Source organism: Mizugakiibacter sediminis (assembly GCF_000953855.2).
GTDB lineage: Bacteria > Pseudomonadota > Gammaproteobacteria > Xanthomonadales > Rhodanobacteraceae > Mizugakiibacter > Mizugakiibacter sediminis.
Genome location: NZ_DF970140.1, coordinates 1 through 18,086 on the forward strand (window position 1 = coordinate 1; position 18,086 = coordinate 18,086).

An 18,086-nucleotide genomic window follows, 5' to 3' on the forward strand; every position below is an offset into this window, starting at 1 on the left:
CGCGCAGGTGCAGGACGGCGCCGCGCTGCTGACGCTGCTCGACGAGGCCGCGGCGGCCGCGGCCGCGGCGCGCGCCTCCGCCGCCGAGGCGCGGCGCCTGCGCGACCTGCAGCGCGATCAGGACAACGCCTCGCTGCGCAGCGTGCAGGCGGCGCAGGCGCAGGCCGCGGCCGACGCGGCCAAGGCGCGCAGCCTGGCCGCGCGCATCGCGCTGGAATGGTCGCCGGCGCTGCGCGCGCCGTCGCCCGATCTGCTCGGTCCGCTGCGCGACGGCCGCGCGTTCCTGCTGCGCCTCGAGTTCGCCGATCGCGCGGTGCGCCTCGGTGCCGGCGACCGCGTGCATCTGACGCGCTTGAGCGACGACGGCGCGCTGCCCGACGCGCGCGTGCTCGGCGCGGCCGGCGGCGCGGTGTCGATCGTCGGCGGGCCGGCCTGGCTGGCCGTGGTCGACGCGGGCGGCCTGCAGGCCGGCGAGCGCCTGCGCGCGCGTCTCGACGCCGCGGCCGCGCGCGGCGTGCTGCTGCCCGAGGCCACGGTGATCGTGCTCGGCGGCCGGCGCTGGGCCTACGTCGCGCTGGGCGGCGATCGCTACCAGCAGCGCGCGCTGCCGGACGACGCCGTCGCCGTCGCCGACGGCTGGCGCGTCGCGCGCGGCTTCGTCGCCGGCGAGCGCGTCGTGGTGCAGGGCGCCGCCCAGCTCGCCGCCGCCGAGCGCAAGCCGGCGGCCGGCGCCGGCGACGAGGCGGACGACGACTGATGCGCCGGCTGATCGCACACGCGCTGCGCGCGCGCGTCGGCATCGCCGTGCTGGTGCTGCTGGGCCTGACCGTCGGCGCGTCGGCGCTGCCGCGTGCGCCCTACGACGTGCTGCCGGACTTCGTGCCGCCGCAGGTGACGGTGCAGACCGAAGCGCCCGGGCTCGATCCCGGCCAGGTCGAGCAGCTGGTGACGCGGCCGATCGAGGCCGCGCTGAACGGCGCGCAGGGGCTGGCGACGATGCGCTCGCAGTCGATCGCCGGGCTGTCGGTGGTGACGCTGGACTTCCTCGACGGCAGCGATCCCTACCGCGTGCGCCAGGGCGTCGCCGAGCAGCTGGCCGACGCGCTGCCGCAGCTGCCCGCCGGCGTCGGCGCGCCGAGGCTGTCGCCGCTGACCTCGGCGACGATGGACGTGCTGAAGCTCGGCCTGGTCTCCGAGCGCCTGTCGCCGATGGCGCTGCGCGACTACGCCGACCGGGTGCTGAAGCCGGCGCTGCTGGCCGTGCCCGGCGCCGCGCGCGTCACCGTGTTCGGCGGCGAGGTGCGCGAGGTCGCCGTCGCGGTGCGGCCCGAGCGCCTGCTCGCCTACCGGCTCGGCGTGGGCGACGTGCTCGATGCGCTGCGCCGCGCGCTGGCCGCGCACGGCGCCGGCTACATCGAGAGCGGCGCGCAGCGCCTGGAGGTGCGGGTGCCGCTGCCGTCCGGCGCGGCGGCGCTGGCGGCGACGCCGCTGGCCGTGCGCGGCGCGCGGCCGTTGACCATCGGCGACGTCGCCGACGTGCGCGTCGCGCCGGCGCCGTTGTACGGCGACGCCCTGATCATGGGCCGCCCCGGCATCCTGCTCACGGTGTCCGGCCAGTACGGCGCCAACACGCTGGCGGTGACGCGCGCGCTGGAGGCGCGCCTGGCCGAGCTGGCGCCGGGCATGCGCGCGCGCGGCATGCTGCTGTATCCGGCATTGCACCGTCCGGCCAGCTTCATCCTCGCCGCGCTCGGCAACCTGCGCGACGCGCTGCTGCTCGGCGCGGCCTTCGTCGCCGCGGTGCTGCTGCTGTTCCTGCGCGACTGGCGCGCCGCGCTGGTGTCGTTCGCGGCGATCCCGCTGTCGCTGCTCGCCGCCGCGCCGCTGCTGGTGTGGGCCGGGGTCAGCCTGAACGTGATGACGCTGGGCGGCTTCGCGGTGGCGCTGGGCGTGCTGGTCGACGACGCCATCATCGACGTCGAGAACATCCTGCGCCGCCTGCGCGCCGCCGGCGACGCGCCGGAGCCGCGCACGCGCCTCGCCGTCGTGCTGGAGGCATCGCTCGAAATCCGCGGCGCGATGGTCTACGCCACCGTGGTCGTGCTGCTTGTGTTCGTGCCGGTGCTGCTGCAGAGCGGCGTGACCGGCCGCTTCATCGCGCCGCTGGCGTGGGCGTTCATCCTCTCGGTGCTGGCCTCGCTGGCCGTGGCGGTGGTGGTGACGCCGGCGCTGGCCGCGCTGCTGCTGGCGCGCGGCGCGCCGCGCGCGGAGCCGCGCTGGCTCGCACGCCTGCGCGCGGCGCAGGCGGCGGCCATCGCGCGCTTGGCACATCGGCCGTGGCGCGCGCTGGCGCTGCTGCTGGCCGCGTTCGCCGTGGTCGCCGCGTCGGCGCTGCGCGTGCCCGCGCAACTGCTGCCGGACTTCCGCGAAAGCCACTTCGTGATCCAGGTGAGCGCGCGCCAGCCCGGCATGGCGCGCGCCGAGATGCTGCGCCTCGGCGAGACGCTGAGCGCGCGCCTGCGCGCGCTGCCGCAGGTCGCCACCGTCGAGGAGCAGATCGGCCGCTCGGAGCTGGGCGAGGACACCTGGACGGTCGACCGCGGCGAGCTGCACGTCGAGCTGAAGCACGACCCGTCGATCGACCAGACCGCCGCGCAGGCGGCGATCCGCCGCGTGCTGCAGGACTTCCCCAGCCTGCAGAGCGAGGTGGTCACCTTCATCGGCGACCGCCTCAGCGAGACGCTGACCGGCGAGACCACGCAGGTCGCCGTGCAGCTCTACGGCGACGACCTCGATGCGCTCGACCGCGCCGCGCGGCAGGCGCGCGCCGCGCTGGCCGCGGTGCCCGGCGTGGTCGACCTGCAGAGCGGCGCCGGCACGCGCGCGCCGGGCTACCGCCTGCAGCCGGACATGGCGGCGCTGACCGCCTACGGCGTCGATCCGCAGTGGCCGGCGACGCTGCTCGCGGCGGCGACGCTGGGGCTGCCGGCGGGCGATCTCTACGCCGGCGACCGCACCGTGCCGGTGGTGCTGCGCCTCGCGCTGCCGCCGCAGCACGTCGCCGCGGAACTCGAGCGCCAGCTGGTGCCCACCGCCGCCGACGGCTACGTGCCGTTCGCGCGGCTCGCCGCGCTGCTGCCGGAGGACGCGCGTGCGCAGATCCGCCACCAGGGCGGTCGCCGCTACGCGGTGGTCGGCTTCGACGTGCAGGGCCGCGGCATCGACGCGGTGATCGCCGACGCGCGCGCGGCGCTGGCGCGCGCCGGCCTGCCGGCAGGCGTCGACGTGGCGTTCGGCGGCGTCGGCGCCGAGCAGCAGGCCGCGGCGCGGCGCCTGTGGCTGGCCAGCGCGGCGACGCTGGTGCTGATCGTGCTGGTGCTGGCGTCCGCGTTCCGCGAGCGCCGCCACGCCGCGCTGGTGCTGCTGAACCTGCCGTTCGCGCTGCTCGGCGCGCTGGCCGCGCTGCTGCTCAGCCGGCAGCCGCTCAGCATCGGCGCCGCGGTCGGCCTGGTCACCGTGTTCGGCATCAGCGCGCGCAACGCCATCCTGCTGCTGGCGCACTACGAGCAGCTCGAAACCGAAACCGGCGCGCGCCTCGATCTGGCGCTGGCGCAGCGCGGCGCCGCCGAGCGTCTGGTGCCGGTGCTGATGACCGCGCTGGTGGCGGCGCTCGGCCTGCTGCCGCTGGCGCTCGGCCTCGGCCGCGCCGGCTACGAGATCGAGGCGCCGCTGGCGATCGTCGTGCTCGGCGGCCTTATCACCTCCACCGCGCTCAGCCTGCTGCTGCTGCCCGCGCTGGCGGCGCGCTGGCTCGGCGCGCGCGGCTAGGCGCGCAGGGCTCAGGCCGCATCCGGCGGGCAGGGCTCCGCGCGCACGCGGCGCTGCGTCGAGGCCGGATACTTCCTCGGCAGCGCGGCCGCGCGCGTCGGCCGGCGCAGCAGCTCGCCGCCGCAGTTGGGGCAGGTGCCGTGCAGGCGTTCGCGCGCGCAGTCGTCGCAGAACGTGCACTCGAACGAGCAGATCCAGGCGCCGGCGGCGTCGGCGGGCAGGTCGCGGCCGCAGCACTCGCAGTGGGGGCGCATCTCCAGCATCGCATGGCTCCGCGGCAGGGAGCCGCTGTTGCAGCACAGCCGCGGCGCGGCGGCGTGCGCCGGCGGCGCTGTCAAGGATGCTTGACATAGGCCGACGCGGGGGCGTAGCCTCCGTTGTCAAGCATCCTTGACATGCCGGAGAGCCCGCCGTGATGCGTTCCGTGCACCTGTCCGCCGCGCCGCGGCCTACGCTTCATCTCGAGACCGGCACCCGCCGGCGGCCGGCATGAGCGCGCGGCTGTCGGTGCGCCAGTACCAGTGGCGCGTGCTCGCCGCGATGGTGGTGTACGTGCTGGTGATGGTGCTGGCCTGGCCGCTGGTGCGCGAGACCGCGAGCCTGCCGCTGAAGGTCGCGCTGGCGCTGCTGCCGGTGCTGCCGATGCTGTACGTGATCGCGCTGATGGCGCAGCGCGTGCTGCGCAGCGACGAGCTGGAGCAGCGCACGCACCTGGTCGCGCTGGGCGTGGCCACGCTGGTCACCGGCACGCTCAGCCTGATCGGCGGCTTCCTCGCCATCGCCAGGGTGCTGCCGCTGGACGGTTCCACGCTGATCTTCGTGTTCCCGCTGCTGATGACCAGCTACGGCCTGGCGCGCGGCTGGGTGGTGCGCCGCTACGGCGGCGACGCGCTGTGCGAGGACGACGGCATGCCGCTGCACCGGCGCTTCTTCCTCACCGCCGCGTTGATCGCCGCGATCGGCCTGTACGCCTGGTGGCGCGACAAGGCGTTCGCGCTGGGCGTGTGCGTCGGCATCGCGGCGGTGTTCGCGCTGTCGGCGGTCGCGCTGATGCTGCGGCGCGCGCGGCGCGGCGACGGCGCCGCGCGCTAGCCGATGGAGAACCGCATCCGCGAACTGCGCGAGAAGCGCGGCTGGTCGCAGGCCGCGCTGGCCGAACAGCTGGACGTCTCGCGGCAGACCGTCAACGCGATCGAGACCGGCAAGTACGATCCCAGCCTGCCGCTGGCGTTCCGCATTGCGCGGTTGTTCCGGCAATCGATCGAGAGCATTTTCGTGCCCGGGGAGGAGTGACGATGAAAGGGAAATGGCGGATCGCGCCGGCGGTGCTCGCAGCCGCGCTGATCCTCGGCGCCCGCTGGTGGCGCCATGCGCACGAGGACGGCGCGGCCGTCGAGCGCGGGCCGGTGGCGGTGCAGGTCGCGCCGGACGCGCTGCGTCTCGGCACACTGACCTTCAAGGCCTGCCAACTGGCGCAGAAACATTCCGGCGCGACCACCGCGGCGTACTGCGCTTCCTACGAGGTGCCGGAGAACCGCGACGCACCGCAGGGCCGCCGCATCGCGCTGAAGCTGGCGCTGGTGAAGAGCGACGCCGCCGCGGCCGACAGCGACCTCGTGGTGTTCCTCGCCGGCGGCCCCGGCCAGTCGGCCATCGAGAGCTGGCCGGCGGTCGCCGACGCGCTGGCGTCGCTGCGCAAGCACCGGCACCTGCTGCTGATCGACCAGCGCGGCACCGGCGGTTCGAACGCGCTGAGCTGCAAGCCCGCGCGCGCCGACGATCAGGACGAGGAACCGCGCATCGACCTCGAGCGCATCCGCGCCGAGACGCGCGAGTGCCTCGCCGAGGTGGCGAAGAAGGCCGACCCGCGCCACTACACCACCACCGACGCGGTGCAGGACCTCGAGGCCGTGCGCCAGGCGCTGGGCGCGCCGCGCTTCGACCTGGTCGGCGTCTCCTACGGCACGCGCGTCGCGCAGCAGTACCTGATGCGCCATCCGGACGGCGTGCGCAGCGTGGTGCTGGACAGCGTGGTGCCGAACGAGCTGGCGCTGGGCGAGGACTTCGCGCAGAACCTCGAGGCGGCGCTGAAGGCGCAGTTCGCCGCCTGCACGGCCACGCCGGCCTGCAGGCAGCGTTTCGGCGATCCCTACGCCACGCTGTACAAGCTGCGCGACGCGCTGCGCGCGCAGCCGCAGACGGTCAGCTACCGCGATCCGGTCAGCTACCGGCCGCAGTCGCGCACGCTCGGCGAGTTCGCGCTGGCCAGTCTGGTACGCATGTTCGCCTACGCGCCGGAGACCAGCGCGCTGCTGCCGCTGACGCTCGACCAGGCCGCGCAGGGCCACTACGGTCCGCTGATGGGGCAGGTGCGGCTGCTGCGCGGCGATCTCGCCGAGACCATGACCGGCGGCATGCAGCTCAGCGTGATCTGCGCCGAGGACGTCGACCTGCTGCGCGACCGCCCGCAGGACCAGGACACGCTGCTCGGCGACCTGATCGTGCCGGCGTTCAAGGCCGAGTGCGACGTGTGGCCGCGCGGCGCGCGCCCCGCCGACTTCCACGCGCCGCTGCGGAGCGACAAGCCGGTGCTGCTGCTGGAAGGCGAGCTCGATCCGGTCACGCCGCCGCGCTACGGCGAGCAGGTGCTGCGCGGCCTGCCGAACGGCCGCCTGCTGCTCGCCAAGGGCCAGGGCCACAACGTCATCGGTCGCGGCTGCATGCCGCGGCTGGTCGGCGAGTTCGTCGACAAGCTCGACGCGAAGGCGCTGGACGCCTCCTGCCTCGATGCGCTGGCGCCGCTGCCCGCCTTCACGGATTTCAACGGAGCCGCGCCATGAAGCAGACGACAGAGAGCCGTGGTTGCATGCGCGGCGACGCGCGCCATGGATGGCGCGACGCGCGGCCGGAACGGCCGCGGCGGAGCCGAGTCCGGACCCGCGCCGGACTCGGCGAGACGAAGGCGGCCCAGGACGGGCCGGCTTCGTCCATCGGATACGGAGCCGCGCCATGAAGCAGACGACAGAGAGCCGCGGTTGCATGCGCGGCGACGCGCGGCCGGAACGGCCGCGGCGGAGCCGAGTCCGGACCCGCGCCGGACTCGGCGAGACGAAGGCGGCCCAGGACGGGCCGGCTTCGTCCATCGGATACGGAGCCGCGCCATGATCGAACTGAAGGACCTGCACAAGGCGTTCGGCACGGTGAAGGCCGTCGACGGCGTCAGCTTCACCGCCCGCGACGGCGAGATCACCGGCCTGCTCGGCCCGAACGGCGCCGGCAAGACCACCACGCTGCGCATGCTCTACACGCTGATGAAACCCGATGCCGGCCGGGTGCTGGTCGACGGCATCGACGCGGCGCGCGATCCGGTGTCGGTGCGCCGCCGCCTCGGCGTGCTGCCGGACGCGCGCGGCCTGTACAAGCGCCTCACCGCGCGCGAGAACATCGCCTACTTCGGCCGCCTGCAGGGCCTCGACGAGGCCGCCCTGCGCGCGCGCAGCGACGCGCTGATCGCCGCGCTGGACATGGCCGACATCGCCGATCGCCGCACCGAAGGCTTCTCGCAGGGCCAGCGCGTCAAGACCGCGATCGCGCGCGCGCTGGTGCACGACCCGAGGAACATCATCCTCGACGAGCCGACCAACGGCCTCGACGTGATGGCGACGCGGGCGATGCGCGCCTTCCTGCGCCGGCTGCGCGACGAGGGCCGCTGCGTGCTGTTCTCCAGCCACATCATGCAGGAGGTGGCCGCGCTGTGCGACCGCATCGTGGTGATCGCGCACGGCCGCGTGGTCGCCGACGGCAGCGCCGACGCGCTGCGCGCGCAGACCGGCGAGGCCAACCTGGAGGACGCCTTCGTCAAGATCATCGGCTCGGGGGAGGGCCTCGCCGCATGAAACCCGCATGGATCGTGATGCTGAAGGAAGTGCGCGAGAATCTGCGCGACCGCCGCACCGTGCTGAACACGCTGATCACCGGTCCGCTGATGGCGCCGCTGATCTTCGTGCTGGTGTTCAACACCGTGGTCGCGCGCGAGCTCGCCAAGGCGGAACAGCCGCTGCCGCTGCCGGTGGTCGGCGCCGAGCGCGCGCCCAACCTGATCGCTTCGCTGCGCGCGATGGGCGCCGTGATCGAACCCGGGCCGGCGGATCCGGAACGCGCCGTGCGCGAGCAGGATGCCGACCTGGTGCTGCGCATCCCGGCCAGCTACGCCGAGTCCTGGCGCAAGGGCGAGCCGGCGCAGGTCGAGCTGGTGTACGACGCCTCGCAGCGCGAGACGCGCGGCCCGGTGGAGCGCCTGCAGAAGATGCTGGAGCTGTACGGCCAGCGCACCGCCGCGCTGCGCCTGGTCGCGCGCGGCATCGCGCCGACGGTGACCCATCCGGTGGTGGTGGCGGAACGCGACCAGTCCACGCCGCAGAGCCGCGCCGGCATCCTGTTCGCGATGCTGCCGTACTTCTTCGTGCTCGGCGCCTTCATCGGCGGCATGGCGCTGGCCATCGACACCACCGCCGGCGAGCGCGAGCGGCAGTCGCTGGAACCGCTGCTGGCCAATCCGGCGCCGCGCTGGCAGATCCTCGCCGGCAAGCTCGGCGCGACCAGCGCGTTCGCCACGGTCACCGTGCTGCTCAGCATCCTCGCCTTCGCCGTCGCCGGGCACCTGCTGCCGACGGAGAAGATCGGCATGGCGCTGGAGCTGGGTCCGCGTTTCACCGCGACCACGCTGCTGGCGATGCTGCCGCTGGTGCTGCTGCTGGCGGCGCTGCAGACCCTGGTGTCGGCGTTCGCCAAGAGCCATCGCGAGGCGCAGACCTATCTGTCGCTGCTGATGATCGTGCCGGCGCTGCCGTCGATCCTGCTGTCGATCCTGCCGGTGAAGGCGCAGGCGTGGATGTACGCGATCCCGGTGGTCGGACAGAACCTGGCGATCACGCGGCTGATGCGCGGCGACGGCGTGGCGGCGCCCGCGCTGGCGGCCTGCATCGCCGGCAGCGCCGTCGCCGCGGCGATCGCCATCGCGGTCACCGCGCGCATCTACCGCTCGGAGCGGCTGGCGGTCTCGGCATGAGCGCCGTCAGCGCGCGGCGGCGAATGCCCGCTGCAGCTCGCCCAGGGTGAGCACGGCGGGCAGCTTGCGGGCGTCGCCGCCGCCGCGCGGGAACGCCAGGTACAGCGGCACGCCGACCGCGCGGTAGCGGTCGAGCAGCGCGGTGATCGCCGGCTCGCCGTCGGTGTAGTCGGCCACCAGGTAGGCGGTGCCGGTGCGCGCGAGCAGCGCGCGGAACGCGGCGGTGGACAGCACCGCGCGTTCGTTGGCCTTGCAGGTGATGCACCAGTCGGTGGAGACGTCGACGAACACCGGCTCGCCGGCGCGACGCAGCGCAGCGAGCCGCTCCGCGCTGTAGGCGATGCTGCCCGGCACGAGGGCGCGGCGCGCCGCGTCGGTGGACTGCACCGCCGTCGCGCCGGGCAGCGCCGCCAGCGGCAGGCAGGACGCGGCGATCAGCAGCCAGGCCAGCGCGCGCTGCGCGCGTCGGCCGTAGCGCTGGCGCTCCAGCCACCACAGGCCGAGCGCGAGCGTCACCGCGGCGACCAGCGCCAGCGCCATCGCGTCTACGCCGCGCAGCCGGCCCAGCACCCATAGCAGCCACACCGCGGCGAGATACATCGGATAGGCCAGCAGCTGCTTCAGCGTCTCCATCCAGCGGCCCGGCCGCGGCAGCCAGCGCCGCAGCGGCGGGCACAGGCCGATCAGCAGGAACGGCAGCGCGAGTCCCAGGCCGAGCGCGAGGAACACCGCCAGCGCCAGCGCGATCGGTGCGTACAGCGCGAACGCCAGCGCGCTGCCCATGAAGGGCGCGGTGCACGGGCTGGCGACCACGCAGGCGAGCACGCCGGTGAGGAAGTCCGCCCACGGCCCGCCGCGCTGCGCCAGCGCGCCGCCGGCGAGTCCGGCGCCGAACTGCACCACGCCCGACATGCCGAGCCCCACCGCGACCATCACCAGCACCAGCGCACCGACCAGCGCCGGCTGCTGCAGCTGGAAACCCCAGCCCAGCGCCTGCCCGGCGCCGCGCAGCAGCCACACGCAGGCGCCCAGCGCGGCGAACGCGCAGAGCACGCCGGCGGTGTAGGCAAGCGCATGGCGCCGCGCCGCCGCCGGGCTTTCGCCGCTCTCGGCCAGCGCCATCGCCTTCAGCGACAGGATCGGCAGCACGCACGGCATCAGGTTGAGGATCAGCCCGCCGAGCAGCGCCGCCAGCAGCGCGGCGGCGAAGCCGGCGGCGCTGACGCCGCCGCCGCGCACGTCCGCGGCCGCGACCTCCGCAGCGCCGGCGGGCAGCGCGACCGCGATCTCGCGCGTGGTCGGCGGATAGCACACGCTGCCTTCCTGGCAGCCCTGGAAGCGCACGCGGAGGCGCAGCGGCAGCGACGCCGCGCCGTTGCGCTGCACGGCCACGGGCACGTCCACCGTGTCGTAGTAGACGACCGTCTCGCCGAACTGCGGATCCTGGTGGGTGACGCCGCGCGGCCACTGCGGCGCACCGAGACGCGCGCCGCCGGCGTCGGCCAGTGCGATCGTGGTGCGGTCGCGGTAGAGGTAGTAGCCCTGGGCGATCGTCCAGTGCAGCAGCAGCCGCGCCGGGCCGTCGGCGCGGACCGAGAGCGCGAACGCCTGGTCGACGGGCAGCGGCTCGTCGTCGACGGCGGGCGCGTCGGCCGCGGACGCCGCGGCGGCGGGGAGCGACGACTGGGCGAGCGCGGGGATCATCGCCGCGAACAGCAGGAGGCAGGCGAACGGCCGGAGGAAGCGGAGCATCGAGGCGTCTCTCACAGGATGGGCGCAACGGAAGGGAAGGCGACGCGCGGCGTGTGCCGCGCGCGTCACGGCGTCGCGGGGGTCGGCGCGCGCGCTTCCACGAACACCACCAGGAACTCGGCCGGCGTGCGCGCGCTGGGGTTCTCGCAGACGGCGTGCAGCGCGCCGGCCGGTTCGAACCAGCTCTCGCCGGCGCGATAGGTGCGCACCGGCTGGCCCTCGACCTGGCTGCGCACGCGGCCGGCGAGCACGTAGACGAACGCGGCGCCCGCGTGCCGGTGCGGCGACGACTTCGCGCCCGGCGCGTAGGTCACCGTGATCGCCGACAGATGCGCGCCGGACACGTTGGCGAGATCGGCCTCGAGCAGCGCGCGCTCGCCGACGCCGTGCGCGTGCACGGCGCCCGCGCACGCCAGCGCCACCGGCAGCAGCAGGGCGTGGATGGCGAAACGGAGAGGCATGACGGACTCCTCGGACGGAGGGACGCGCGCGCCGGGCACGCGCGGCGATCACGGCGCGGACAGCGCCTTCAGCTCGGCCTCGAACTGCGGCCCGACGCCTTCCAGCCGGCGGGCGAGACGGCCTTGTCGGTCGATCAGCAGCAGCGTGGGCACGTGCATCACGCGGAAGGCGCGGAACCAGGTGCCGGCGGCGTCCAGCGTCAGCGGGATCGTCACGCCGTAGGCCTTGCGGTACTCGCGCAGCTCGCCCGGCGTCGCCCACAGGCCGGAGGCGACGCCGAGCCAGCGCACGTCCGGATGACGCTGCGCCAGCGCGTCGACCTGCTCGCGCGCGGCGCGGCAGCTCGCCGCCAGCGCCGGACGCGCGCCGGCGCGCTTGCCGTCGAGATAGGTCTCGCACCACGGCGACAGGAACGCCAGCACGGTCGGCCGGCCGCCGTCGCGCAGGCGGAACGGTGCGCCGTCCAGCGTGCTTGCGGCGAGCGCCGGCACGCGGTCGCCGATGCCGATCGGCGGCAGGTCGACCGGCGCGCCCTTCGCGTCCGCCACCGTCGCGGCGGGTGCCTGCGCGGCGGCGAGCGCGGCGTCGAGGCGCGCATCGGCGAGATGGCCGACGTACTGGATGCGGCCGTCGCGGCCGATCACGATGTGCTGCGGCGTGACGCGCAGACGAAACGCCTGGCCCAGCGTGCCGTCGTCCAGCACGATCGGCATCTTCAGGCCGAGCTCGCGGCGATAGCGCTGCACGTCGGCCAGCGTGTCGTCGAAACCGGCGTTGATCGCGATCACCGCGAGGTTCGGTCCGGCCTGCTCGAAGGTGCGCTCGAGGTGCGGCATCTGCTCGCGGCAGGGCACGCACCAGGTGGCCCAGAACTTGAGGTAGACGGCCTGCTTGCCGTACAGCCGGCCGAGATCGAGGGTCTGGCCGTCGATCGTCTTCAGCACCAGCCGCGGCGCCGGCGTGCCGACCAGGTCGCTGCCGGCGGCGCGCGCGCGCTGCTGGCCGCTCTGCGCCCAGGCCGGCGCGCAGGCGAGCAGGAAACACCACACGAGCAGGGTACGCACGCGCATCTCCAGCGAGGGGCAGTGCGCGCATGGTCGCGTGACGGCTGGCCCCGGTCACGGGCCAGGATCGATCAATTCCATGGAGCCAGACGCCCGCGGCGCAGGCCGGGGCCGCGCGAACGTCAGGCGAGGAACGGCAGCAGCGCCTCGGCCACCGACGCCGTGGCGTCGAGGTGCAGGTGGTGGCCGCCGGGCAGGCGCTGCACGCGGATGTCGGCGACGCAGGCGGCGCGCGCGTCCATCATCGCCGTCGGCAGGTAGGGCGTCGGCGGATCGGCGAGCAGCAGCAGGGCCGGCGCCTCGATGCCGGCCAGCACGCGGCGCAGCTGCAGCTCCTCGATGCGCAGCGGCGTCGGCAGGGTCAGGCGCGGATCGCTGGACCAGGTGTAGCCGCCGGCGACCGCCTTCACGCCGCGCTCGACGATCGGCCGCGCCTGCGCGGCGTCGAGGCCGCCGGCGCGCACGCGCGCCTCCACCGCGTCCTCGACGCGGGCGAACAGGCGCGTGCGCTTGTCCTCGGCGCCGCGCCGGCGCGCGACCGCGTCGCGGAAGCGCGCGAGCGTGTGCGACGGATCGTCGGCGATCGGCCCCAGCCCTTCGATCAGCGCCAGGCGCTCGATGCGCTGCGGCGCCGCCGCGGCGAGCAGGCTGGCGACGCCGGCGCCGAGCGAGTGGCCGAGCAGGCGGAAGCGCTCGAGGCCGAGCGCCTCGGCGGCGCCGAGCGCGGCGTCGAGGTAGTCGACGAAGTGGTAGTGCGTGCCCGCCGGCAGGTGCGCGCTGCGGCCGTGGCCGGGCAGGTCCAGCGCGATCACGCGGAAGCGCGCGGCGAGGCGCGGCGCCAGCGCGTCGAAGCTGGCGGCGTTGTCCAGCCAGCCGTGCAGCGCCAGCAGCGGCGGCGCGGCGGCGTCGCCCCAGGCGCGCGCGGCCAGCGTGGTCGCCGGCAGCGCCAGTTCCAGCTCAAGCGGCGTCATGGCCGGCGGCCTCCGCGCGGCGCTTGGCCTCGATCTGGCGCGCCGCGGCCGCGGCGTGGTCGTAGCCGGGCGCGGCTTCCGGCCAGCCCTGCATGTGCGTCAGCGCCAGCTCGGCCAGCGCGCGCACGTGCGGCGGCGTGTCGTTCAGCGCGGGGATGTAGTGGAAGCGCTCGCCGCCGGCGGTGAGGAATTCCTCGCGGTTCTGCATGGCGATCTCCTCCAGCGTCTCCAGGCAGTCCACCGCGAAGCCGGGGCAGAGCACGTCCAGCGACTTCACGCCCTGCGCCGGCAGCGCCTTGACGGTGGCGTCGGTGTACGGCTCGAGCCAGCGCTCGCGGCCGACGCGCGACTGGAATGCGACGATCACCCGCTCGCGCGGCAGACCGAGCTTCTCCGTCAGCAGGCGCGCCGTGGCCTGGCACTGGCAGTAGTACGGATCGCCGGCGCGCACGTAGCGCCGCGGGATGCCGTGGAAGCTGAGCAGCAGACGCTCGCCGCGGCCGTGCAGCGCCCAGTGCGCCTCGACGCCGGCGGCCAGCGCGGCGATGTAGCCGGGGTGGTCGTGGTAGTCGTTGACGACGCGCAGCTCCGGCGGCCAGCGCAGCGCCTTCACGGTGTCGGCGACGGCATCGAGCGCCGAGCCGGTGGAGGTCGCCGAATACTGCGGATACAGCGGCAGCACCAGCAGCCGGCGCACGCCCTCCTGCTGCAGGCGGATCACCGTCTCGCGCACCGACGGCGTGCCGTAGCGCATCGCCAGCGCCACCCGCAGCGGCCCCGGCCGGCGCTGCGCCAGCTCCGCGCCCAACGCCTTCGCCAGCGCCTCGCTGCCGGTGCGCAGCGGCGAGCCCTGCGGCGTCCAGATGCGCGCGTAGGCGTGCGCCGAGCGGCGCGGGCGCAGGCGCAGGATCACCCCGTGCAGGATCGCCCGCCACAGCCAGCGCGGATATTCGATCACGCGCGGATCGGACAGGAACTCGGCGAGGTAGGGGCGCAGCGCGGCGGCGGTCGGCGCCTCCGGCGTGCCGAGGTTGACCAGCAGCACCGCCGCCTGCGGCGGGCGGTCGTGCGTGTAGCCGGCGAGGCCGACGTAGCGGGAGGATGCGGACATGGCGGGAACTCCGGCGACGCGACGCAGTCTGCCACAGCGCACCGCCGGTCCCGCGTCCGTTAAGCGGGCGTTGGCCGCGCCGCCCCTAGCCTTCCGCATCCCCGTCCCGGAGGACACGCCCATGAAACCGCTGCTGCGCCGCCTGTCCGCGCTGGCCCTGCTCGCCCTCGTGCCGCTGCTCGCGAACGCCGCGGAGACGCGCGACAAAGTGCTCGAGCGCGCGCAGAACGCGGTGCGCGTGCTCAACGAAACCATGCAGCAGGCGCCGGACAAGGCGATCCCGCTGGACCTGCTGAAGAACGCCTACGCGATCGCCGTGATCCCCGACGTGGTCAAGGCCGGCTTCATCTTCGGCGGCCGCCACGGCGAGGGCCTGATCTCGGTGAAGTCGGCGGACGGCACCTGGTCCAACCCGAGCTTCATCAGCCTCACCGGCGGCAGCGTCGGCTTCCAGGCCGGCGTGTCCTCCACCGACATCGTGCTGGTGTTCCGCACCCAGCGCGGCGTCGACGGCATCGTCAACGGCAAGTTCACCCTCGGCGCCGACGCGCAGGCCGCGGCCGGCCCGGTCGGCCGCTACGCCAACGCCTCCACCGACGCGGCGCTGCACGCCGAGATCTATTCCTACTCGCGCTCGCGCGGCCTGTTCGCCGGCGTCGCCCTGGACGGCTCGGCGCTGCGCATCGACAACGACGCCAACGAGCTGGTCTACGGCCAGGGCGTGACCGCGCGCCGCATCTTCGAGGGCGGCGTCGGCGGCGTGCCGGGGCCGGTGGTCGACTTCCGCGACCGGCTGGAGGAGTACACTGCGCAGTAGCGCAGGACGCCGCGGTGCCGAACGGGCCGGGTCGTCCGGCCCGTTTTCGTTTCGCCCGCGACCGCGCGGGCGATCGCCTGGACGGCCGCCTGCCCGCGGGCAAGGCGGCGCGGAAGCCGCGGAACGGCGTCCGTGAGGCGGCCGAGCGCTGCCCGGTCCGGTGTTGGAATCCGATTCTTCGCGAGGGTTTTGTCATGGGCGGTATGAGCATCTGGCACTGGCTGCTGGTGCTGGTCATCGTGCTGGTGATCTTCGGCACCAAGCGGCTGCGCAACATCGGCTCCGACCTCGGCGCCGCGGTGCGCGACTTCAAGAAGGGCCTGAACGAGGGCGCCGAGGACGAGAAGGCCGACAAGGCCGACAAGCCCGAGCAACTGCGCGCCGATCCGCCGGCGGCGGCGCCGGCCGGCAAGAGCGAGTCGCGCGACCGCGCCGACTGAACCATGTTCGACGTCGGCTTCAGCGAGCTGCTGCTGATCGCGGTGGTGGCGCTGGTGGTGCTCGGCCCCGAGCGCCTGCCCGGCGCCGCGCGCACGCTGGGCGCGCTGCTGCGTCGCGCGCGCCAAGGTTGGGCCAGCGTGCAGGCCGAGGTCGAGCGCGAGCTGGAACTGGAAGAGCTGAAGAAGCAGGCGCGCAACGCCGCCGCGCAGACGCGCGAGGCGGCCGATCGCCTGCGCCGTGGCCTCGACGAGGCCGAGCACTCCATCCGCAAGACCGCGGAAAGCGCGGCCGCGCCGCCCGCCGACGCGGCGCCGACCGAGAAGCCGCCGACCGAGAAGCCGCCGACCGATGAGCCGCCGCGACCCGCAACCTGACGAGGAGCTCGGCTTCCTCAGCCACCTGATCGAACTGCGCGCGCGCCTGCTGAAGGCGATCGCCGCGGTGCTGCTGGTGCTGCTGGCGCTGGTGCCGTTCGCCAATCGGCTGTACTCGGCGCTGGCGCGGCCGCTGGTCGAGCGCCTGCCGGAAGGCGCGCACCTGGTGGCGATCGAGGTGGCCAGCCCGTTCTTCACGCCGCTGAAGCTGGCGTTCTTCGCCGCGCTGTTCCTGGCCATGCCGGTGGTGCTGTACCAGCTGTGGGCGTTCGTCAGCCCGGGCCTGTACCGCCACGAGAAGCGCCTGGCGCAACCGCTGCTGGTCTCCGCGGTGGCGCTGTTCTACCTCGGCTGCGCGTTCGCCTATTTCCTCGTGCTGCCGATGGTGTTCCGCTTCCTCACCAGCATCACGCCGCAGGGCGTGGCGATGATGACCGACATCGGCCACTACCTCGATTTCGTGCTGGTGATCTTCCTCGCCTTCGGCCTGTGCTTCGAAGTGCCGGTGGCGGTGGTGATCCTGGTGGCGGTCGGCCTGCTGACGCCCGCGCAGCTGGTGAAGAGCCGCGGCTACGTGATCGTCGGCTGCTTCGTGGTGGCGGCGATCCTGACGCCGCCCGACATCCTCTCGCAGACCCTGCTGGCCGTGCCGATGTGCCTGCTCTACGAGCTGGGCGTGCTGGCCGCGCGCTTCCTGGTCAAGCCGCGCGCGGAGGGGAACGAGGGCATAGCCCATCCAAGTCCGCGCCAGGAAGAATGACGACTTACGCTGGATGCAGATTTGCCGTTGGCTTTATCAGCCCGGCCTATGCGGTCTGGTTCTGGGTTGGAGTCCTCACGGCCCAGAAGATTGCCCCGAAGAGAAACAATGCCATTGCAAAATACAGTGCAAAACCCAAAATGGGTAAGTTCTGCACATTAAATCCATCAAAAAAGTGCAGATACCATCCGCGTGAATTGCTACTGAAAAGCCAGTACGGGTAGGGCGGGATCGCGATCAATAGAGAGGCCATGATCGCACTAAACCATCGAATTCTTGGTGCCCAAGTAGCTGCCGCAATGGTGGCAACAATTGCGATTAAGGCAATAACAAGGTTAGCTGCGGTCCAGGCTGCGGCCATGACCATTCCTGGCGCAAGCAGCACCAATGTTGCGGCACCAATTACCGCAATCCTGAAGAGCTTTCGACTAATGCGCTTCATCGATGTTCTGCTGATTCTGTGCATTCCAAACGTCATCTACATATTCCGCCCCCGGCACTATATCCATCTGCTTCCAAGCCCACCCTTCACCTATGGACATCGCCTTATGATCAACCGACCCTCGCAGTACGTACCCGAAATGGAGCCCGTGCCCCGGCATCGTTACGTTTAGTTCCCATTTGTTGCCGCTACTGTCCTTGATGCTATAGCTCATCACAGGGCTCTTCGGGTCATCACCGAATATTGCAGCGCTGACTTCTGCAAGAAGACCACGCCCACCACCCGGTGACGCATCGTTGTAGGTGCCGAATGGCGTTGCAGGCTTGTCATTCGGTCCTGGGGTTGGATCGTTGATCATTGCCTGTTGAACCGCGCTGTCCGATTTGTTATGCGGTGTGGACCGCACGTAGTTGTGTTCGTTGATTGCGGAGCTCTTCAGCAGTGCTGGGAGACCGCCGCGCGGCGTGGGGAAGGAAATTTTCTTCGGAATGTGGCTGCCTGTTACCATAATGTCGCATGTGGTCATGCCTTTTGATGTTCTGCAATCCCTGCCATCGGGGTCGATATTTCTGTAGGGATTGTTATTGGCATACCAGTAGCGATTAAAGTTACCACCGGTATTGGCGGCGTCAGGTGCTGAGGGATCCGCACTCAAAAACCTTCCCAGCATGGGGTCGTAATATCGCTGTTGCATGTACACGAATCCGGTGTTCGCGTCGGTTTCGTGTCCGGTGTACCCCGGCCCGTCGTGCAGCGGTCGATTGATGGTGCCACCGTACGGCGCGTAACGTGTGCGTTCGATGACGTTGCGATTGGCGTCGGTGATTACTGCTACAGAACCCAACGCATCGGTGTGGTAGTACACCACCTCTTCTGCATGCAGGAAGGGCGCGTTGAGCAGTGTCAGGAAGACACAGGCGATCCAGGTTCGCATGGTGGTGTGGCATCCGTGTGGGTCTGTCAAACGAACTGTGTAACCTCGGTTTTCACAGCGCG

Annotated in this window: 19 protein-coding genes; 11 read left to right on the forward strand and 8 right to left on the reverse strand. The window is 72.8% G+C overall.

Annotated features, from left to right (window positions below):
• Both MBSD_RS15290 and MBSD_RS01175 read left to right on the forward strand, forming a co-directional pair.
• A partial coding sequence (locus MBSD_RS15290; RefSeq protein ID WP_201797439.1) for a hypothetical protein occupies positions 1–757 on the forward strand: 757 nt, incomplete at its 5' end.
• Positions 757–3,828, forward strand: a complete 3,072-nt coding sequence (locus MBSD_RS01175; protein WP_062534291.1) for an efflux RND transporter permease subunit — start codon at positions 757–759, stop codon at positions 3,826–3,828. The genes MBSD_RS15290 and MBSD_RS01175, both read left to right, overlap by 1 nt.
• Before the next feature lie 11 nt (positions 3,829–3,839).
• Here MBSD_RS01175 and MBSD_RS01180 read toward each other — a convergent pair whose 3' ends face one another.
• The gene (locus tag MBSD_RS01180) at positions 3,840–4,091 is read right to left on the reverse strand and encodes a DUF1272 domain-containing protein (RefSeq protein ID WP_062534319.1); all 252 of its coding nucleotides are present in this window, start codon (positions 4,089–4,091) and stop codon (positions 3,840–3,842) included.
• Between the two features lie 226 nt (positions 4,092–4,317).
• Here MBSD_RS01180 and MBSD_RS01185 point away from each other — a divergent pair, with 226 nt between their 5' ends.
• The 5 genes from MBSD_RS01185 (at position 4,318) to MBSD_RS01205 (ending at position 8,896) form a co-directional block, all read left to right on the forward strand.
• The gene (locus MBSD_RS01185) at positions 4,318–4,920 is read left to right on the forward strand and encodes a hypothetical protein (protein WP_062534292.1); all 603 of its coding nucleotides are present in this window, start codon (positions 4,318–4,320) and stop codon (positions 4,918–4,920) included.
• Between the two features lie 3 nt (positions 4,921–4,923).
• The gene (locus MBSD_RS01190) at positions 4,924–5,121 is read left to right on the forward strand and encodes a helix-turn-helix transcriptional regulator (protein ID WP_062534294.1); all 198 of its coding nucleotides are present in this window, start codon (positions 4,924–4,926) and stop codon (positions 5,119–5,121) included.
• Positions 5,122–5,123: 2 nt separating this feature from the next.
• Positions 5,124–6,668, forward strand: a complete 1,545-nt coding sequence (locus MBSD_RS01195) for an alpha/beta hydrolase (RefSeq protein WP_062534296.1) — start codon at positions 5,124–5,126, stop codon at positions 6,666–6,668.
• A gap of 321 nt (positions 6,669–6,989) precedes the next feature.
• Entirely contained in the window at positions 6,990–7,724 is a 735-nt protein-coding gene (locus tag MBSD_RS01200; protein ID WP_062534298.1) for an ABC transporter ATP-binding protein, read from the forward strand.
• Positions 7,721–8,896, forward strand: coding sequence for an ABC transporter permease (locus MBSD_RS01205; protein ID WP_062534300.1), 1,176 nt, complete (start codon positions 7,721–7,723; stop codon positions 8,894–8,896). Before MBSD_RS01200 ends, MBSD_RS01205 begins: the two co-directional genes overlap by 4 nt.
• A 6-nt stretch (positions 8,897–8,902) precedes the next feature.
• Here the strand turns inward: MBSD_RS01205 and MBSD_RS01210 are convergent, their stop codons facing one another.
• The 5 genes from MBSD_RS01210 to hemH all read right to left on the reverse strand — a co-directional run bounded on the left by MBSD_RS01210 (position 8,903) and on the right by hemH (position 14,256).
• Complete coding sequence (locus tag MBSD_RS01210) at positions 8,903–10,648, reverse strand: protein-disulfide reductase DsbD family protein (RefSeq protein WP_062534302.1); 1,746 nt, start codon at positions 10,646–10,648, stop codon at positions 8,903–8,905.
• A gap of 65 nt (positions 10,649–10,713) precedes the next feature.
• Positions 10,714–11,109, reverse strand: a complete 396-nt coding sequence (locus MBSD_RS01215) for a cupin domain-containing protein (protein ID WP_062534304.1) — start codon at positions 11,107–11,109, stop codon at positions 10,714–10,716.
• A 48-nt stretch (positions 11,110–11,157) separates the two neighbouring features.
• Complete coding sequence (locus tag MBSD_RS01220) at positions 11,158–12,174, reverse strand: TlpA family protein disulfide reductase (RefSeq protein ID WP_062534321.1); 1,017 nt, start codon at positions 12,172–12,174, stop codon at positions 11,158–11,160.
• A gap of 122 nt (positions 12,175–12,296) precedes the next feature.
• On the reverse strand, positions 12,297–13,145 hold the full coding sequence (locus MBSD_RS01225; RefSeq protein ID WP_062534306.1) for an alpha/beta fold hydrolase: 849 nt from the start codon (positions 13,143–13,145) through the stop codon (positions 12,297–12,299).
• Positions 13,132–14,256 carry a ferrochelatase gene (hemH, locus tag MBSD_RS01230; protein WP_062534309.1) on the reverse strand — a complete coding sequence of 375 codons (1,125 nt, stop codon included), beginning with the start codon at positions 14,254–14,256 and terminating at the stop codon, positions 13,132–13,134. The genes MBSD_RS01225 and hemH overlap by 14 nt, the downstream gene beginning before the upstream one ends.
• Before the next feature lie 121 nt (positions 14,257–14,377).
• Between hemH and MBSD_RS01235 the strand changes: the two genes are divergently transcribed.
• The 4 genes from MBSD_RS01235 to tatC all read left to right on the forward strand — a co-directional run bounded on the left by MBSD_RS01235 (position 14,378) and on the right by tatC (position 16,648).
• Entirely contained in the window at positions 14,378–15,073 is a 696-nt protein-coding gene (locus tag MBSD_RS01235) for a lipid-binding SYLF domain-containing protein (protein WP_062534311.1), read from the forward strand.
• A gap of 194 nt (positions 15,074–15,267) precedes the next feature.
• Positions 15,268–15,513 (forward strand): Sec-independent protein translocase subunit TatA, encoded by a 246-nt coding sequence (tatA, locus tag MBSD_RS01240; RefSeq protein ID WP_062534313.1) that lies wholly within the window; start codon positions 15,268–15,270, stop codon positions 15,511–15,513.
• A 3-nt stretch (positions 15,514–15,516) separates the two neighbouring features.
• Complete coding sequence (tatB, locus tag MBSD_RS01245; RefSeq protein ID WP_062534315.1) at positions 15,517–15,888, forward strand: Sec-independent protein translocase protein TatB; 372 nt, start codon at positions 15,517–15,519, stop codon at positions 15,886–15,888.
• Positions 15,863–16,648: a twin-arginine translocase subunit TatC gene (tatC, locus tag MBSD_RS01250; RefSeq protein WP_062534317.1), complete on the forward strand. Its 786-nt coding sequence runs from the start codon at positions 15,863–15,865 to the stop codon at positions 16,646–16,648. Before tatB ends, tatC begins: the two co-directional genes overlap by 26 nt.
• Positions 16,649–16,694: 46 nt before the next feature.
• On the opposite strand, the gene MBSD_RS15080 is transcribed toward tatC, so the two are convergent.
• Positions 16,695–17,090 (reverse strand): hypothetical protein, encoded by a 396-nt coding sequence (locus tag MBSD_RS15080; protein ID WP_148667782.1) that lies wholly within the window; start codon positions 17,088–17,090, stop codon positions 16,695–16,697.
• Positions 17,077–18,086: RHS repeat-associated core domain-containing protein (locus MBSD_RS01255; protein ID WP_425478082.1), on the reverse strand; the 1,010-nt coding region annotated here is incomplete at its 5' end. The genes MBSD_RS15080 and MBSD_RS01255, both read right to left, overlap by 14 nt.

What these genes read in the sequence shown, in the direction of transcription:
- MBSD_RS01175 (WP_062534291.1), top strand. Translation starts at nt 757, where the DNA reads ATGCGCCGGCTGATCGCACACGCGCTGCGCGCGCGCGTCGGCATCGCC.
- MBSD_RS01180 (WP_062534319.1), bottom strand. Translation starts at nt 4,091, where the DNA reads ATGCTGGAGATGCGCCCCCACTGCGAGTGCTGCGGCCGCGACCTGCCC.
- MBSD_RS01185 (WP_062534292.1), top strand. Translation starts at nt 4,318, where the DNA reads ATGAGCGCGCGGCTGTCGGTGCGCCAGTACCAGTGGCGCGTGCTCGCC.
- MBSD_RS01190 (WP_062534294.1), top strand. Translation starts at nt 4,924, where the DNA reads ATGGAGAACCGCATCCGCGAACTGCGCGAGAAGCGCGGCTGGTCGCAG.
- MBSD_RS01195 (WP_062534296.1), top strand. Translation starts at nt 5,124, where the DNA reads ATGAAAGGGAAATGGCGGATCGCGCCGGCGGTGCTCGCAGCCGCGCTG.
- MBSD_RS01200 (WP_062534298.1), top strand. Translation starts at nt 6,990, where the DNA reads ATGATCGAACTGAAGGACCTGCACAAGGCGTTCGGCACGGTGAAGGCC.
- MBSD_RS01205 (WP_062534300.1), top strand. Translation starts at nt 7,721, where the DNA reads ATGAAACCCGCATGGATCGTGATGCTGAAGGAAGTGCGCGAGAATCTG.
- MBSD_RS01210 (WP_062534302.1), bottom strand. Translation starts at nt 10,648, where the DNA reads ATGCTCCGCTTCCTCCGGCCGTTCGCCTGCCTCCTGCTGTTCGCGGCG.
- MBSD_RS01215 (WP_062534304.1), bottom strand. Translation starts at nt 11,109, where the DNA reads ATGCCTCTCCGTTTCGCCATCCACGCCCTGCTGCTGCCGGTGGCGCTG.
- MBSD_RS01225 (WP_062534306.1), bottom strand. Translation starts at nt 13,145, where the DNA reads ATGACGCCGCTTGAGCTGGAACTGGCGCTGCCGGCGACCACGCTGGCC.
- hemH (WP_062534309.1), bottom strand. Translation starts at nt 14,256, where the DNA reads ATGTCCGCATCCTCCCGCTACGTCGGCCTCGCCGGCTACACGCACGAC.
- MBSD_RS01235 (WP_062534311.1), top strand. Translation starts at nt 14,378, where the DNA reads ATGAAACCGCTGCTGCGCCGCCTGTCCGCGCTGGCCCTGCTCGCCCTC.
- tatA (WP_062534313.1), top strand. Translation starts at nt 15,268, where the DNA reads ATGGGCGGTATGAGCATCTGGCACTGGCTGCTGGTGCTGGTCATCGTG.
- tatB (WP_062534315.1), top strand. Translation starts at nt 15,517, where the DNA reads ATGTTCGACGTCGGCTTCAGCGAGCTGCTGCTGATCGCGGTGGTGGCG.
- tatC (WP_062534317.1), top strand. Translation starts at nt 15,863, where the DNA reads ATGAGCCGCCGCGACCCGCAACCTGACGAGGAGCTCGGCTTCCTCAGC.
- MBSD_RS15080 (WP_148667782.1), bottom strand. Translation starts at nt 17,090, where the DNA reads ATGAAGCGCATTAGTCGAAAGCTCTTCAGGATTGCGGTAATTGGTGCC.